Genomic DNA, 16,922 nt, shown 5'->3' with positions numbered 1-16,922 from the left:
AGTCAAATAAAATTGTATTTTTTTAATAAATCACCGTAAGTGAAATGAAAAATCCACCCAGAATATGAGTGGATTTTATTCTAAATCAATATCGAAAAACAATTTTCAAGGGAAGCCAAATTCATTAACAATAAAATCTACCCATTTTTGGGTGGATTTTATTGTTAATGACCATTTGAAAACATAAAAGCTACTGAACAAACAATATCAGGTATAATCTATTATGGTTTGCTTATTAGGGAAATAGTAGCTCGTGTTGTTACCCGAAATAAAAAACGGCAACCTCAAAGATTACCGTTTTTTATTATCTATTAGCTAATCTCAAAGCTTTAAATAGTTTATGACTTAAATCACCTCTAAAAACTACAAACTCTTCAAATGCCTTTCCAAGGTTTCCATGTCTTTTATCAATACTTCTCTGGCTTTTGAGCCTTCGAATTGACCGACGATTCCTGCGGCTTCTAATTGGTCAATTAAACGACCGGCACGATTGTATCCTAATTTTAACCTTCTTTGAATCAATGATGTTGAGCCTTGTTGATGAGTAACAATTAAACGTGCGGCTTCATCAAAAAACTGATCACGGTTGCTTGGATCGAAATCACTTTTTTCACTGCCTCCACCTTCGCTTTCTCCTTCAAATTCTGGTAACATATAAGCAGAATCATAGCCTTGTTGATTTCCGATAAACTCACAAACATCTTCTACTTCTGGCGTATCTACAAAAGCACATTGTAAACGAATAATATCAGAACCCATCGAAAGTAACATATCTCCTTGACCAACCAATTGTTCAGCTCCACCTGTATCCAAAATCGTTCTTGAGTCAATTTTTGAAGTAACTTTAAAGGAAAGTCGTGCAGGAAAGTTAGCTTTAATTGTACCAGTAATAACGTTTACCGATGGACGTTGCGTCGCTACAACCAAGTGAATACCGATAGCACGTGCCAACTGAGCTAAACGAGCAATTGGTTGTTCTACGTCTTTACCAGCGGTCATCATCAAGTCTGCCAACTCATCTATAATCAATACGATATAAGGCATAAAGTAATGTCCTTTATCGGGATTCAATCTTCTATTAACAAACTTTACATTGTATTCTTTCAAATTTCTACAACCTGCATCTTTCAATAAATTGTAGCGATTGTCCATTTCTATACAAAGTGAATTTAAAGTATGAACAACCTTTTTGGTATCGGTAATAATGGCTTCGGCAGCGTTTGGTAACATTGCCAAGAAGTGTCGCTCGATTTTATTGAAAAGCGTTAATTCAACCTTTTTAGGGTCAACCAAAACAAATTTTAATTGTGAAGGATGTTTTTTGTAAAGCAGTGAAGTAAGAATCATATTCAAACCAACTGATTTCCCTTGTCCAGTTGCACCTGCCATCAATAAGTGAGGCATTTTGGCTAAATCTGTGATGAAAATATCATTACTGATGGTTTTCCCTAAAACGATTGGTAATTCAGCGGTTGATTTTTGGAATTTCTCAGAGCCAATTACCATTTTAACAGGAACCATTTCACGGTTTTTGTTGGGTACTTCAATACCAATTGTCCCTTTCCCTGGAATTGGAGCAATAATACGAATCCCCAAAGCGGCTAAAGATAAAGCAATGTCATCTTCTAAATTTTTGATTTTTGAAATCCTAACTCCTGCATCTGGAATAATTTCATACAAAGTAACAGTTGGTCCAATCGTAGCTTTAATAGAAGCGATACCAATGCCATAATTCGCCAAAGTTTCCACAATTTTATCCGAATTGGCTTTCAATTCCTCTTGCGAAACGTTTGGTTTGCCCATGTCGTACTCTTTCATCAAATCCAAAATTGGGTACTTGTAATGAGGCAAATCCAACATTGGGTCGTATAAACCAAATTTTTTCACCAATTCATCATTGACAGATTCGTTGATTTCCAACATTGGTGCATCGTCTTCAAAATCTTCAATTACTTCTGGAATATCATCGCTATTTTCAATAGTCAAGGCAACTGCACCTTTGTTTGAATTATTACTTTTTGCAGATGGTGTTTCAACGATTGGAGGAAGGAAAGGACGAATATTAGCTTCATCAAAATTATCTTCACGGTCGATTGCTAATTCCTCTTCTGGTTCTTCTTCTGCTAAAATTGTTTCAAAATTTGCTCTTACTCGTTTGATGTTTTTTGCTTCGGCAATGTTTTCTTCTGCTGTTTCACTTTCTGGCGTAGCTAAAGCCACATCCTCTTCAGTTTCATTTGTTGCAAAACTAGAAGTGTCAACTTTGTAATAATAGACGACAAAAACAATCAAGACAAAAGAGATAACAAAGAAAGATGCCCAACCAATAAAACCATATAAATATTCATTGATAAAGTATCCGATGCCACCACATAGGTTACTCCATTTTTCCTCCGCTTCAAGCATAAAAACGAAAAAACCAAGGAAAGTACTTAGCCAAATCATATAAAATAATGATTGCCAAGTAAGTTTTTCAAGTGGTAAAATTTCCTTTTTAAAAGAAAGTTTGTAGCCAGCAATCAATAAAATTGGAACAAGTAAAAAGGCAGACCAGCCGAAAAGTCTGAAAAGTAACAAATGCGCTAATTTCGCTCCATACAAACCGAATGGATTTTTGGGCTGTTTTTTCAAAGGTTCAATAGATGATTGTAACTCATCTTCTACCTCACTTTGGTCTGCATCACCTGTAAAAAGATGAGACGAAAACGAAAAAAACATGAATATACCTAAGAGTATAAACAGGATGCCCAAAACGAAGTGTAATTGTTCGCTTTGAAGTATTTTTTTTATATTGAAATCAAACGAAATGGGTTGGGATGGATTTCGTTCTTTGGTTTTTTCTGTATTTTTTGGAATATTTCTAGCCATATAAAAAATTGGTTCTTGGCGAGTTACAATTGGTTAAAGATTTGAGGATTACTCCTTTCGTTGATGAAGCTTAAATTTTTTCTAACCATTAGCCTTGTGCCAAGCAACTGTATTATTCCAAAGTTCGCAATTTTGAGGTATTTTTTGCGAAAAAAATTAAAAATGTTATTTAAAATCACAATAAAGGCTTTTTAATAGGAAAGCCAAATTCTGTATTTTACTTGTTCAATAATACTTTTTCGGTAATTAGGGCTTTCCCTTCTGCCATTATTCTGATAAAATATGTGCCGTTTGGATAAGTACTTAAATCAAAATAGACTTCTTCGTTGAGGTTGGTACTTGTTTTTCGACCAAGGTCTTTTCCTGTAAAATCTATTAAATGAAATGTTGCGGGATAAGTATTTTTAATATAAATATAATGATTGGCTGGATTTGGATAAATCACAGCTGATTTACTTTCTTCATTGCCTGTAACTGTAAATTTTGTTGTGCCTTTCAAAAATCTTAAACCTCCAGAATTTGTGCCAACAATAAAGTCAGGAATTACATCGCCATCTAAATCTCCAACAGTAATTGAAAGCATTCCGCCTAGTTTCAAATGTTCGTGTTTACCAGTAAAATCATTCAAAATGCCAGAAGTGTCTTCTTTAAAAAGGTCTTGACTTTGCTCAATAATATTTTTGAAAACCTTGAAAGTACCATCTCTATTTCCAGTAATAAGTTCTGCTTTTCCATCGCCATTCAAGTCAGCAACAGTCAAGGAAACATTGCCTGAAAGATAATCAGAGGTAAGTCCGCCGAGTTCTTCTTTCGTTAAAACATAATTTGGGTTTTCGTTACTTCCATTATTTTTATGAAATTCAATTCTTCCACTTCCTTTTCCGATGAGTAAATCTTTTTTGCCATCATTATCTAAATCAAAAAACAAAGGAGAATCTCCATTTGATAAATTATTGATTTTAGCTAAAGTAACAATTTCAGAAAGTTTCAAAGAAAAAGCTTGATTTTTAGGCGCACGATTTGGAATGTATTGAATCGTCATGCCATTAAAAGTATTGGCGGTAAATCCAAAATCTTCTGTACCATCGCCATTCATATCAGTAACAAATGGTTTGATTTCAAATAATTGCTGTGCTTTTGAAAGGTCTAAAAAATCAGCTGTTTTTAATTCAAAAGTATTATTTCCTTTATTTTCATAAAGAGCAATATTGGCTCTGTAACCTGTATCGCCACGATTTCCAGCATTACCAACTAATAAATCTTTATCGCCATCGCCATCAATATCCACTAAAACTGGCGAAGCGTTCTCGCCCAAATCAACCATCGTATTTTGTAAGAAATTACCTTGTTGATAAGTAAGGATTGGCTTATTGTTTTGTCCTGAGTTTTTGAAAAACCAAGCAGAATTTTGATAATCAACCGTTTGAAGTGCATTATCGTAGCCATTTGGTGCAGCGATAATGTCTTTGATACCATCAAAATCTAAATCTTCATAATAAATCGCAGGGAAAACAGAGAAATCTATCGGTTTTTGATTCGGAAAATAATAATCTGCTTTGGTGAAAATCGTTTGGTTTTGGTTTCCATTATTGCTCAATGCCGCTACTCTGTTGGCAGTAACGTGTCCGTAAAGAGCATCTTTCAAACCGTCGCCATCTAAATCTACAACCAATAAAGCATTTCCAGAGTGTTCTACTTTTTGGCTACTTGGATTACCATTTCCTCCGACTGGCGTATTACTTCCGCAATCTTGATTAAAACGGGCATCTTCAAAATGTTCTTTGAAGAAATTTCCCCAACAATCGCCAATTCTTTTAAATTCTAAGTGAGTATTATCTTTATAATTTTCTTGGCTGAAATTTTTATGGAAGAGTAAAAAATTTCCAGAAGAATCAAAAGCGATAATATCTAAATCTCCATCATTATCAATGTCAACAATGGCAGGTATATCTGTTGAAGCCGTGTATAAATTGATTCTTCCAGAATAACCAGTACTGTACAGTGGGTCGGTAATAAGTTGCCAAGCGATTTTATCGGTAGAAATATTTCTATAAACCTTGATTCCCGCTGGCGTATAAGTAAAAATATCCTTTTTGCCATCTGAATCATAATCTACTAGTAAAATCCAATGCTGAATACTTGGAAATGCAGTTTCAAATTCAGGAGTATATTGCCAAAAATACTTTCCAGCATTGTCTTTTTTAGCCAAAAAAGTAGAAAGTTTGGAATTGGTTCTATCGAAAACGACTAAATCTTCAACGCCATCATTATCTAAATGACATCTTGAAAATTGCGGAGCATTAACACCCCCTGCAAAAGCATTGGGTAAAATTTGTCCATTTTGGATAATTTTGAAGGTATTATTGTATTGAAAGGTAAAGTTTTGAGCAAAGCTTTTACCAAGATTTGACAGTAATAAAAGTAAAATTAATTTTTTCATGTAATATTTGTCGAAAAATCCTGAATCTCATATTTGAGGTACACACATAACGAATAAAATGATGATTTCGCTTACTGAATTATATCAAAAGTATAAAGAATGTTCTGGGGTTTCTACGGATACCCGTAAAATTGAAGAAGCTTCCATGTTTTTTGCCTTGAAAGGTCCCAATTTTGATGCGAATGCTTTTGCTGAACAAGCCATCGAAAAAGGTGCAAAATATGCAGTGGTTGATGATGCTCTTTACGTAAAAAATGAGCAATATCTTTTGGTAGAAGATGGGCTGAAAGCCTTGCAACAATTAGCCAATTTTCATCGAAAACAGTTAAATATTCCCTTTATTGGCTTGACGGGTTCTAACGGTAAAACCACCACTAAAGAGCTGATAAACTGTGTTTTATCGAAAAAATTTCGTGCTTATGCTACGCTGGGAAATTTGAATAATCATATTGGCGTTCCTTTAACGATTTTGGCAATTGATGAAACTATCGAAGTAGCCATTATTGAAATGGGAGCGAACAAACAAGGTGATATTAAAGAATTAGCAGAAATCGCAGAACCAACGCATGGCTTTATCACCAACATCGGCAAAGCTCATTTAGAAGGTTTCGGTGGTATAGAAGGTGTAAGAAAAGGAAAAGGTGAATTATATGATTGGTTGGGTGCTAATAAAGGAACGGTTTTCGTAAATGTTGCTTCTGAACCAACTTACGAAATGATTCAGCCATACAGTTTTAAAGAAACAGTTGTTTATACTTCTCTGGAAAACCAAGCTTTTGAAAAAGTCGTAAATATTGTTGAAGAAAGTCCATTTGTTATTTTCAAAGATTTATCTGGAAATCAATATACTTCTCATATTACAGGTATTTATAATTTCCAGAATATTTGTGCCGCCATCAGAATTGGTCAATTTTTTGGCATTGAAACTTCAATCGCTTGTCAGGCTGTGGCTGATTATGTTCCCAATAATAACCGTTCACAGTTTATTCAAAAAGGAACAAACATGGTTTTGATGGATGCTTACAATGCCAATCCTTCTTCAATGTCAGCCGCTATTACTTATTTCAATGATTTGAAAGTAGGAAAGAAAATGGTGATTCTGGGCGATATGTTTGAATTGGGTGAAGAAGCCAGTGCAGAACATGAAGCCATCGGAAAATTATTGCTGAACTGTCAGTTTGATTATATCCTTTTGGCTGGTCAACTAATGGAAAGTGCTGTAAGAGTATTACCGATGATGAAAGTACATTATTTTCCAGATAAGTTTGGTTTACACAATTGGCTACAAGATTATCCCGTTAATGATACTCATATTCTTGTAAAAGGTTCAAGAGGTATGGGATTAGAAAGTGTGTTGCAATTTTTGGGTTAACAGCGTCTCATTTTGTAGGATAACATTACCGTTTAATCAATATTCAAGATAGAGTGAAAATGTTGTATTATCTTTGAGAGATTTTAAAAAACCAAAACGTTATTTTTAAAACTTATCCATTTCATCATGAATAATTTATCAAGCGAAGAATCAACTCCTAAGCCCAATACAAATAATGTTTTAAAAGCTGTATTGGCATTAGTTGCTTTGGTGGCTGGTTGTTTGGCATATATGCTTTTTGAATCAAAACAAACGTCGGCGAATCAGCAAGAAGTAATTGAAACCAAAGTCATAGAATTGGCTGATACTAGAGTAAAGTTAGATTCTATCACGACACAGTTGGAATCTCAAATTGCTGAAGTAACAAAACTTGGCGGCGATGTTGCTGAATTAGAAAAAGCAAAACTGGCTTTAGAAAAAGATAAAAAAGAGTTAAACAGTCGCTATGCTTCTTTGGAAAATATCAAGGATAATTATGCAGAAAAAATAAAAAACTACGAATTAATTCTTATTGCTAAAGAAGCTGAATTGGTGCAATTAAGAGAAGAGAATTCTCATTTAACCAATGAAAATTCGACACTTAAAACAGAGAAAAGTGGTTTAGTTAAAAGCGTTGAAGAAGCAAGAGCCCAAAACCGTGAAGTATCTTCTATCAATAGAATTCTGACTGAAAAGGTTACTCGTGCAGCAGCCTTAAAAGCAGAATCTATCAAGATTTTGGGTGTTAATGATAAAGGAAAAGAATTTGAAGACAATCGCTACAGATCGAAGAAATTAGGGAAAATCAAGATTTCTATCCAATTATCTAAAAATGACTTGACCGAAAAAGGCAAGAAAACGGTATTAGTCAGAATACTTGACCCAGATGGTTATACGCTTTTTGATACAGATTTAGGTTCTGGTAATTTTGAACATAATGGACAAGACTTAGCTTTTACCATTAAAAGAGATTTTACTTTCGATAACGAAAATCCTCATGCTGATTTTTACTTTGATCGTGGCGCTCCTTACAGAGCAGGGAAATATACGGTAGAACTTTTTGCCGAAGGCTTTAAAATCGGAACAGGAGGTTTTGAAGTAAAGTAATAATAAAAATCAAACATGAGTCATACCGAATTTTTTCTTTGTATTGTGAGGTTTAGGACAATTTGAACTGTTTTTATCTTTATTATTATATATTGTATTGTCCTTACTTTTCTTGAAACAAGAAAAGTAACAAAAGAAATTCAAGAATTCCTAAACTCGCTTCGCTCAAACAGTAGGAATTCATTGCCCATCAATCACAAAAAATCGGTCGAAAAACTAATTTCGACCGATTTTTTGTGATTTTACAGTTCATATTTGCTTTAGAGGTCAACAGATAAGTTGTATGCTTTCTTTTTGTCTTTCCAGTATAAAGTCATCTGGTTATTTTTAAATGACACTACTTTAAATAAAGTATTTTTAATGCCTTTCGCATGGCCTCTTACATAGACAAAGCCATTTTCTTGATAGAAATCTTCTACACTAAAACTTTCTGGTAAAAACGGGTTTCCTTCTACATCCGTACTGTTTCTACCCGCAAAGAAATTTGAATTTACTGCAAAAGTTTTCTTATCATTAAGTGTTGCAGTTACATCTTCTACTTTTGGAATACTATTACTATAAACAATACCTGTCAGAATAGTTTCTGTAGCTTTGGCTGCCTGATACTCAGTGCCAAATTGGTTACCTACGGTGTTTTGGTCAAGCATATAAATTACATTACCTCCTAACAATGCCGCTTGAATTTTTAATTTTCTAAAAGCTCTTTCTTTTACAGTAGTAATGTTCGATAGCGTGGTAGTTCCTACTGCTTTTGCGTAAACTTCATCCAGTTTATAAAGTCCTTTGGTTTCAGACTCTAAGTGTGTTAAATTAACCTTAGTAAAATCGTGTGCATAGTTTATTTCAGCAAGCCCTAAGGACTCTTTAAAAAGTTGTACCCTGCCCGAGTTAAACCTGATTTTTTGCACATTGTTTTTATAAATAGAATTAACCAAGCTTTCATCAGGGAAGGAATATTTAATGAAATCAGGAGCAATTTCTTTTACTTCTGCAAGTATTAGTCCTTCACTGGTAAAGATAGAATCTAAGGGAGTTTGTTGTGCTAGAGATGCATTGCTAACCAAAGCAATGGCTAAAAGGCTTAAGATTTTTTTGAACATAGCTTTATTTTGATGATTTGAAATAATGACAAGCCAAAAGTATTTTCCCCTATTTTCAAAGAAAGAAAATCTTAAAAACTTTATTTTTCAAATTATCTAAGAAATGTGTAATCTACTATCTGGGTTTAAATTACTAGATAATATTTCTTGAGAATGAATTTAAAAAGATATATTCTCTATTTTTTCAGAATAAGCAGATAAATCGCAAAACTTATTCTGAATCATTTTTAGATTCAAGGAGAAAGATGTTAATTTTGTGTTATTCTAAGAAAATTGAAATTTAAAACATAAAAAATAAATGTCAACTGGAACACAACAGTACGTACCTTACAAAGTAAAAGACATCGCTTTGGCAGAATGGGGTCGTAAAGAAATACGTTTGGCCGAAGCAGAAATGCCAGGTTTGATGGCACTTCGTGCAGAATATGGTGAATCTCAACCTTTGAAAGGTGCTAGAATCGCAGGATGTTTGCACATGACTATCCAAACGGCTGTATTGATTGAAACATTAACTGCTTTAGGAGCAGACGTTACTTGGTCATCTTGTAATATTTTCTCTACACAAGATCACGCTGCCGCTGCTATTGCTGCTGCGGGAATCCCAGTTTATGCTTGGAAAGGTATGAACGAAGAGGAATTCAACTGGTGTATTGAACAAACACTTTTCTTCGGAGAAGACCGCCAGCCTTTGAACATGATTTTGGATGATGGTGGTGATTTAACAAACATGGTATTCGATGAATATCCAGAATTGATTGAAGGCATCAAAGGTTTATCAGAAGAAACTACTACAGGTGTTCACCGTTTGTACGAGCGTTTGAAAAATGGTACTTTATATTTACCAGCTATCAACGTTAACGACTCTGTTACTAAATCTAAATTTGATAACAAATATGGTTGTAAAGAATCATTAGTTGATGCAATCCGTCGTGCTACTGACTTAATGTTGGCTGGTAAAGTAGCGGTTGTAGCAGGTTACGGTGATGTAGGAAAAGGTTCTGCTGAATCTTTACGTGGTGCTGGTTGCCGTGTATTAGTTACAGAAATCGACCCAATTTGTGCTTTACAAGCTGCAATGGACGGTTTTGAGGTTGTTCCAATGGATGAAGCCGCTACTCGTGCTAACATCTTTGTTACAGCGACTGGTAACTTACGCATCATTCGTGAGCGTCACTTCAAAGCAATGAAAGATAAAGCTATCGTTTGTAACATTGGTCACTTCGATAACGAAATCGACATGGCTTGGTTGAACGGAGCTTACGGACATACAAAAGAGCAAATTAAACCACAAGTAGATTTATATAACATCGACGGAAAAGACGTAATCGTTTTAGCGGAAGGTCGTTTAGTAAACTTAGGTTGTGCGATGGGTCACCCATCATTTGTAATGTCGAACTCTTTCTGTAACCAAACATTGGCACAGTTAGAATTGTGGACTAACACAGATAAATACGAGAAGAAATTATACATTCTTCCAAAACATTTGGATGAAAAAGTAGCTCGTTTACACCTTTCACACATCGGTGTTAGATTAGAAACTTTAGAAACTGAACAAGCAGAATATATCGGCGTAACCGTTGATGGTCCATACAAAGCGGAACATTATCGTTATTAAGATTAGGATTCTTTTCAATATAAAAACTCCTCATCAGGTTTATTCTGGTGAGGAGTTTTTTTGTTTATGGGCTTTTTGAGGTGTTTCGAATGACATCCTTAAAAGTATAAATCCCGAAGGGATGTCATTATTATAGCAATCATAGAAACGTTTTTTAAAGAACCCTGAAGGGGTGATACTACGTATTCTATACTATAAAAACTATTTTTAGTGTAAACAAATAGATTCAACAATTTACAAATCTTAGTTGTATCACCCCTTTGGGGTTTGTTGTTTTGTGCAAATGTGTTTTCTATAATTCTATCATCCCTTCGGGATTTTATATTAATACTTTTTGATTATGTTCAGCTAAGCATGTCGAAAATTTGTCATTGAATTGCAAATACTTTCTATCTTTACTTTGATATGTCTTTCAAAAAATCACAAAAAGCGAATATTAAAACCAGTACATGAACAAACACATTTATACAAAGCTAGTTTTAGGAATATTATCAATTGTAGGATTAATAATATGTTCTCCTAAGAACTCTTTTGGTCAAGTGATATCAAAGCCAACCATATCTTTTACTTTTGATGATGGTTCTATTGATGATATCGGCTCATATAAATTAGAAGTGTGGAATCAACAATTGCTTGATAATTTGAAAAAGCATAAGCTGAAAGCAATCCTGTTTTCGGCAGGAGGTAATAAATCGACATCAAAAGGCAAGTATGTATTATCATCTTGGAACAATGCTGGTCATTTCATTGCAAACCATACAATTTCCCATCCAAATTTCAACAGTAAAAATGTTAGCCTTGAAAGTTTCAAGCTAGAACTTATCCAAAATGATGCTATCATCAGTAAGTATTCAAACTACTTACCTTATTTTAGATTCCCGTATCTGAAAGAAGGGAATACTTCCGAAAAAGTTAATGGATTCAGACAGTTCTTACAAGAAAAAGGCTATAAAAATGGACACGTAACAATTGATGCTTCTGATTGGTATGTTGACAGTCGATTGGTTAAAAGACTTAAAGAAAACCCTAAGGCTGATATTACAGGCTTTAGAGAGTTTTATAAACAACATCTATTCAACAGAGCCATTTTTTATGATTCACTTTCATATCAGATGAATAATAGGCATATCAATCATGTTATTCTGTTGCACCATAATTTAGCCGCTTCATTATTTCTGGATGACCTCATTCAACATTTTAAGAATAAGGGATGGAATGTAATTGATGCTGACAAAGCCTATCAAGACAAAATTTTTGAAACTGAACCTGATAATATACCAGCAGGAGAAAGTTTAATTTGGGCATTAGCCAAAAAATCTGGAAAATTCAATAATGTTCTAAGGTATCCTGCGGAAGATGGAGATTACGAAAAACCTCTTATGGATAAATTAGGACTTTGATAAAATCTAACCTTTGTAGGTGTTATGTCAATTCTATTTAGCGATATGCCCTCTTAATCTGGTGATATGACATTTACATTTAGATATATGCCCTCTTAATCTGGTGATATGGCACTTACATTTAGATATATGCCCTCTTAATCTGGTGATATGGCACTTACATTTAGATATATGCCCTCTTAATCTGGTGATATGACATTTACATTTAGATATATGCCATTTTAATCTGGTAATATGTCACTTGCATTTAGTGATATGCCATATTAATTCTTATACATGACATTTTAATTTAGTAACATGACACTTGAATCTCATTTTATTAATTCAAGTATTCAATCTCTGTCAAAATTAACCCTACTATATATCCTACAGATAAAGCAAGCAATCGAACAAATATCCCCATCTGTCGAATTTTTAATATTTTTCTAAGTTTATTTTGCAATTTGCCGTCATGTTTAACTATTTAAAAAACGCATGATGAATATATCTTTATTATCCAAAAACATTATAAAAACCACATCGGCTTTGCTTTTCTGCTCGCTTTTTACGCATCTCTCTTTCGCTCAGAATGTCCCTGAAGAAAATAGATTCACGAAAGTTGTTTTAGCAGATAAGCTTGACGAACCGATGGAAATGACGCTTCTAAAAGATGGAAGAGTACTGTTTGTAGAGCGTAAAGGTGCTTTAAAACAATTTGACCCAAATACTGGAGCTATCAAAACTTTAGCGACGATTCCAGTGAATACCAAGTACACCAATGCTAAAGGGCAAAAACGTGAAGCTGAAGAAGGCTTAATGGGTTTGGTTCACGACCCGAACTTTGAGAAAAACCATTGGATTTATATGTACTATGCCGACCCGGACAAAACACAACACGTGTTAGCTCGTTGGGAATTAAATGGGGAAGAATTGGTAGAAAGTTCTAAAAAAGTAATCTTAGAAGTACCTACTCAAAGAGAAGAATGTTGCCATACAGGCGGAGGAATGGTTTTTGATAAATCAGGAAACTTGTTCTTGACAGTAGGAAACAATACTTCAAACAGTGGTTCGGATGGTTATGCCAACCTTGACGAACGCAAAGGCTGGGAGTATTGGGATGACCAACGTGGTGCAGGAAACACCAATAGTTTAACAGGTAAAATCCTTAGAATTACGCCACAGCCTGATGCTTCTTATACCATTCCAAAAGGAAATTTATATGAAACCTTGCCAAACAATGGCGATGGTTTGGTGAAAAAAGAAATTTATACAATGGGACATCGTAATCCGTGGAGACCAACCATTGATAGCAAAACGGGTTATTTGTATTGGGGAGAAGTAGGTCCTGATGCTTCTAACGATGGCGAACAAGGTCCAAGAGGTTATGATGAATTTAACCAAGCTAAAAAAGCAAGTAACTTTGGTTGGCCATACTTTATCGGTGACAATAAAGTTTATACAGATTGGGATTTTGAAACGAAAAAAGCTCGTCCAAATTCAAAATATGACCCTGCGAATCCCATCAACGATTCTCCGAACAATACAGGTTTAAAACAATTGCCTCCTGCACAAAAAGCCTTTATTTGGTATCCTTATGGTATTTCAGAAGATTTCCCATTGGTAGGAAGTTCAGGAAGAAGTGCTACAGGTGGACCAGTGTTTCGTAAAGCTGATTTCCCGAATGGACAAAGAGTTTTCCCAAGCTATTATGAAGGGAAATGGTTAATTACCGACTTTATGCGTGGCTGGATTATGTCGGTGACAATGGATGATAATGGCGATTTCAAATCTATGGAGCGTTTTATGCCGAGTACAGATTTTGGTAGTGCAATTGATATGGATTTTGCTCCAGATGGTGATTTGTATGTGTTAGAATATGGTTCGGCTTGGTTCAGAGGAAACGATAACGCTCGTTTAGTAAAAGTAGAATACAATGGTGGAAATCGTATGCCAAAAGTGGTCGCTTCGGCAGATAATTTGACAGGTGCAGCTCCACTAAAAGTAAATTTCTCTTCAAAAGGAACTGTTGACTACGATGGAGATAAATTAACTTATTTATGGGAAATTAAAAGCAAAGCGGGTAAAAGAGTTCTGAGAATAGAAAACCCAAGCATAACTTTTGATAAAGCAGGGATTTACACTGTTACCTTGACGGTAAAAGATACTAAAGGCGAAGAAAACAGCGAATCTTTAGAAGTTAAAGTAGGTAATGAATCACCAGCGGTGGCTTTTGATATTAAAAAAGGAAACAAAACTTTTTACTTCCCTAACAAAGCCATTGAGTATGAGGTAAAAGTAGCCGACAAAGAAGATGGAGATTTGAAAAGTGGTAAAATCAAACCAGACCAAGTAGCAGTAAGTATTGATTATTTAGCGATTGGTTATGATAAAATCGAAGCTTCTCAAAATCATCGTGGCGTAGATGCCTCAGCTTTTGCTTCAATGGGTGAAAGAATGATGAATAAAAGCGACTGTAAGTCTTGCCACATGATTGATAAAAAATCTGTTGGACCAAGCTATCAAGATGTTGCCCAAAAATACAAAGGCGACCCAAAAGCTTTGGAGTACTTATCTAAAAAAGTAATTGCTGGCGGTGGTGGTGTTTGGGGCGACCACATGATGGCGGCTCACCCTCAGATTTCTCAAGCAGAAGCAAACATTATTGTTGAATACATTCTGAATATCAACGAACCTAAAACAGCTACTTCATTGCCAACCAATGGTTCATATTTGACTAAAATTCCTGATGGTAAAAAAGAAAATGGTTCATATATCTTGCGTGCAGCTTACAAAGACAAAGGCACGAAAGTAATGAAATCGTTGGCATCAGAAGACCTACTTGTTTTGAGAAATGCTAAACTGAATCCAGAAATTGCTGATAAATCAAAAGGAACACAGTTGACGATTACACCCGGTCGTTCTTTTTCATTGGTAGGAAATAATGCTTACTTGGGTTACAAAAACATTGATTTAAAGGAAATCAGTCAAGTAGAATTAACGGCACAAGCACAAACAAGAGTAGGAGCGTCGGGTGGTTTTGTGGAATTGAGATTAGATTCACCAACGGGTACTTTATTGGGTAAAAGTGAAATAATCGAACCTCGTGAAGTAAGAATGGGACCTCCGCCAACCACAACAACTGCTCCAGCAAACGGACAAGCGGCAACACCGCCAGCAAGACCAAATCCGAATACTATATTAAAAATTGCAGTGCCAGCCAATGCGGGACAACATGATGTGTATTTTGTCTTTAAAAATGATAAAGCAAAAGATTCACAAATTGTCATGTCAGTGTCGGCGATTGAATTTAAAAGTACTGAGTAAAACTATTTTATAATTCCCAATCCATAAAAATAAACTCAAGCTTTATGATTTGTTGAGTATGACAAATCATAAAACTTGGTTTTTATTGTTTCTATGAAGATAACTCCAACAAGGGCGAAATGTCTATCATAGTCTTATATTTCTCTATCTTCAAATTTAGCTATAATCCATTCTTCATCTTTTTTTGTCAAATCCATTAAAATCCAGTGACCAGAACTTTTAAAAATGATTGTTACAGTAGCTTTTTCCTTAGATAAAACTTTAAAATCTACAATATTAGCATAGAATTTAGGCTTTCTCCAATTACTTAATTTTGAATTTGAAGAATCAATATCAGTATAAACAACTGGCATTCCATTTTTGAAAAACTTATAATCATTTTTTAGCAATGGATTCTTTACAATCCTAAGCGGTTGATTGGTAAATAAGATAGATAAAGATTCATCAATTTGTGGATTATTAAAAGCCTTATCCAAAATCATTGTAGTATCTATATCAGTAATACTCTTTTTTTCGGATGTACATCCAGTTAAGAAAATAGCGATAGCTAAGATTAATAGATTGATGTTTTTCATCATATTCAAATCCTTTCTATCATTACTTTATGATGTCTAGCAGAATATCTCAAAGATTAGTAAATACTACTTATTTGATTAAAAGGAGCTATAATTATATTATCAATAATCATATCTTCGCTATTAAATACTAAACTTTCTGAGCAATTATCTACATAATTTACAGTACTTGTTTTTTCAGAATCATTCCAATGGATTGATGTGCCAAATAAAATCTTCTTATTTTTCATAGTATGTGAAATATTTGTTTTTTTTGCTAATTCAGAAAAGCTTTTTCTAGCAATGATGTCTATACTATTTACAAGTACTGAATGTGTGTTTTTTAGAATGAAATTTTGAGAATCTGTCCGCTATTGTCAAAGTGGATAATGAAATGGATATTAGTAGTGTAAGACCTCCAAGAATTAGCTTGCATATATTTTGACAATGCTTCTCCATGTTCTTTATTTTTAAAGAAATCACCCCATAATAAATACCAATAGCTAAAAACTTGCTGCTTTAATACATTATTAGGATATAACTTGATTCCTTTAAATATACTTTTATTTGCTAAGTTTAAGCTGTCTTTTTGTGCATTAACTTGTGTAGCAATAAGTATAAAAGAGAAAAATATAATTGTTGAAAATCTTTTTCCATATTTAAATATCATGCTATAAGAATATTAGAACGTTCGACCTAGAAAATTTTCAGGAACAATAACGACATTTAGCAAAATGTCATCAGCATTTTTAAATGTCATAATATCATCTGGATTTTGTATATGATTAATACTACCTTTGCTAATGCTCCATTTAATTGATGTTGTAAATAAAAGCGATTTATTTTTAAATTTACTTATCCAATCTTTATCATTATTAAGGTTTAATCTATGAAAAGCCTTATTAAATACTTCCTTAAAACTCTCTTGAAAACAAATAGGTGTATTTTTAGATAATAGGTTTGTTATTACTTGAGCTGTCGAATCCAAACGAACCAAATTCATTACTTTAGCACTAAAATATTGATAGTTATTCTTTTTTAAAATAAAGATAAGCTATCACCATGTTTGGGGTGGTCTATTTTTGGTTTACACTTTTTGCGAGGTTTTATTGTTTAATGTTTACACTTTTCGGCATTTTTCTCAAACCATTGCGTTTCAAAATCAAGTGGGAATTCATATTTTA

At 34.0% G+C, this 16,922-nt stretch carries 12 protein-coding genes; 5 read left to right on the top strand and 7 right to left on the bottom strand.

The genetic code is table 11. The annotated features are described in order from the left end of the window. Positions 1-363 precede the first annotated feature (363 nt). Entirely contained in the window at positions 364-2,868 is a 2,505-nt protein-coding gene (locus VB776_RS23930) for an FtsK/SpoIIIE family DNA translocase (protein WP_323699372.1), read from the bottom strand. A gap of 217 nt (positions 2,869-3,085) precedes the next feature. After that, positions 3,086-5,308 (bottom strand): FG-GAP-like repeat-containing protein, encoded by a 2,223-nt coding sequence (locus VB776_RS23925; RefSeq protein ID WP_323699371.1) that lies wholly within the window; start codon positions 5,306-5,308, stop codon positions 3,086-3,088. Positions 5,309-5,366: 58 nt separating this feature from the next. On the opposite strand from VB776_RS23925, the gene VB776_RS23920 reads away from it, so the two are divergent. Continuing rightward, positions 5,367-6,680, top strand: coding sequence for a UDP-N-acetylmuramoyl-tripeptide--D-alanyl-D-alanine ligase (locus tag VB776_RS23920; protein WP_323699370.1), 1,314 nt, complete (start codon positions 5,367-5,369; stop codon positions 6,678-6,680). 126 nt (positions 6,681-6,806) lie between these two features. Then, on the top strand, positions 6,807-7,766 hold the full coding sequence (locus VB776_RS23915; protein ID WP_323699369.1) for a hypothetical protein: 960 nt from the start codon (positions 6,807-6,809) through the stop codon (positions 7,764-7,766). 260 nt (positions 7,767-8,026) lie between these two features. On the opposite strand, the gene VB776_RS23910 is transcribed toward VB776_RS23915, so the two are convergent. Next, the gene (locus tag VB776_RS23910) at positions 8,027-8,866 is read right to left on the bottom strand and encodes a hypothetical protein (protein WP_323699368.1); all 840 of its coding nucleotides are present in this window, start codon (positions 8,864-8,866) and stop codon (positions 8,027-8,029) included. A 298-nt stretch (positions 8,867-9,164) separates the two neighbouring features. Here VB776_RS23910 and ahcY point away from each other — a divergent pair, with 298 nt between their 5' ends. The 3 genes from ahcY (at position 9,165) to VB776_RS23895 (ending at position 15,184) form a co-directional block, all read left to right on the top strand. After that, on the top strand, positions 9,165-10,481 hold the full coding sequence (gene ahcY, locus VB776_RS23905) for an adenosylhomocysteinase (RefSeq protein ID WP_323699367.1): 1,317 nt from the start codon (positions 9,165-9,167) through the stop codon (positions 10,479-10,481). A 449-nt stretch (positions 10,482-10,930) separates the two neighbouring features. Further along, positions 10,931-11,881 (top strand): polysaccharide deacetylase family protein, encoded by a 951-nt coding sequence (locus VB776_RS23900; RefSeq protein ID WP_323699366.1) that lies wholly within the window; start codon positions 10,931-10,933, stop codon positions 11,879-11,881. 474 nt (positions 11,882-12,355) lie between these two features. After that, positions 12,356-15,184: a PQQ-dependent sugar dehydrogenase gene (locus VB776_RS23895; protein WP_323699365.1), complete on the top strand. Its 2,829-nt coding sequence runs from the start codon at positions 12,356-12,358 to the stop codon at positions 15,182-15,184. 134 nt (positions 15,185-15,318) lie between these two features. Here VB776_RS23895 and VB776_RS23890 read toward each other — a convergent pair whose 3' ends face one another. The 4 genes from VB776_RS23890 to VB776_RS23875 all read right to left on the bottom strand — a co-directional run bounded on the left by VB776_RS23890 (position 15,319) and on the right by VB776_RS23875 (position 16,741). Then, positions 15,319-15,762, bottom strand: coding sequence for a hypothetical protein (locus VB776_RS23890; RefSeq protein ID WP_323699364.1), 444 nt, complete (start codon positions 15,760-15,762; stop codon positions 15,319-15,321). Between the two features lie 53 nt (positions 15,763-15,815). After that, a complete protein-coding gene (locus VB776_RS23885; RefSeq protein WP_323699363.1) occupies positions 15,816-15,989 on the bottom strand; it encodes a hypothetical protein in 174 nt (57 codons plus the stop codon). A gap of 92 nt (positions 15,990-16,081) precedes the next feature. Next, the gene (locus tag VB776_RS23880) at positions 16,082-16,408 is read right to left on the bottom strand and encodes a hypothetical protein (RefSeq protein ID WP_323699362.1); all 327 of its coding nucleotides are present in this window, start codon (positions 16,406-16,408) and stop codon (positions 16,082-16,084) included. 12 nt (positions 16,409-16,420) lie between these two features. Next, entirely contained in the window at positions 16,421-16,741 is a 321-nt protein-coding gene (locus VB776_RS23875) for a hypothetical protein (RefSeq protein WP_323699361.1), read from the bottom strand. Positions 16,742-16,922 lie beyond the last annotated feature (181 nt).

The sequence above is a fragment of the Arcicella gelida genome (genome assembly GCF_034931025.1).
In the GTDB taxonomy this organism is placed as follows: Bacteria; Bacteroidota; Bacteroidia; order Cytophagales; family Spirosomataceae; genus Arcicella; species Arcicella gelida.
The sequence above is the reverse complement of the archived record's forward strand: the minus strand, read 5'-3'. Positions and strand labels throughout refer to the sequence as shown.

Bases quoted from the DNA above. Each gene is read 5' to 3' on its own strand.
- VB776_RS23925 (WP_323699371.1), bottom strand. From the start codon at position 5,308: ATGAAAAAATTAATTTTACTTTTATTACTGTCAAATCTTGGTAAAAGC.
- ahcY (WP_323699367.1), top strand. From the start codon at position 9,165: ATGTCAACTGGAACACAACAGTACGTACCTTACAAAGTAAAAGACATC.
- VB776_RS23930 (WP_323699372.1), bottom strand. From the start codon at position 2,868: ATGGCTAGAAATATTCCAAAAAATACAGAAAAAACCAAAGAACGAAAT.
- VB776_RS23895 (WP_323699365.1), top strand. From the start codon at position 12,356: ATGATGAATATATCTTTATTATCCAAAAACATTATAAAAACCACATCG.
- VB776_RS23915 (WP_323699369.1), top strand. From the start codon at position 6,807: ATGAATAATTTATCAAGCGAAGAATCAACTCCTAAGCCCAATACAAAT.
- VB776_RS23880 (WP_323699362.1), bottom strand. From the start codon at position 16,408: ATGATATTTAAATATGGAAAAAGATTTTCAACAATTATATTTTTCTCT.
- VB776_RS23875 (WP_323699361.1), bottom strand. From the start codon at position 16,741: ATGAATTTGGTTCGTTTGGATTCGACAGCTCAAGTAATAACAAACCTA.
- VB776_RS23885 (WP_323699363.1), bottom strand. From the start codon at position 15,989: ATGAAAAATAAGAAGATTTTATTTGGCACATCAATCCATTGGAATGAT.
- VB776_RS23920 (WP_323699370.1), top strand. From the start codon at position 5,367: ATGATGATTTCGCTTACTGAATTATATCAAAAGTATAAAGAATGTTCT.
- VB776_RS23890 (WP_323699364.1), bottom strand. From the start codon at position 15,762: ATGATGAAAAACATCAATCTATTAATCTTAGCTATCGCTATTTTCTTA.
- VB776_RS23900 (WP_323699366.1), top strand. From the start codon at position 10,931: ATGAACAAACACATTTATACAAAGCTAGTTTTAGGAATATTATCAATT.
- VB776_RS23910 (WP_323699368.1), bottom strand. From the start codon at position 8,866: ATGTTCAAAAAAATCTTAAGCCTTTTAGCCATTGCTTTGGTTAGCAAT.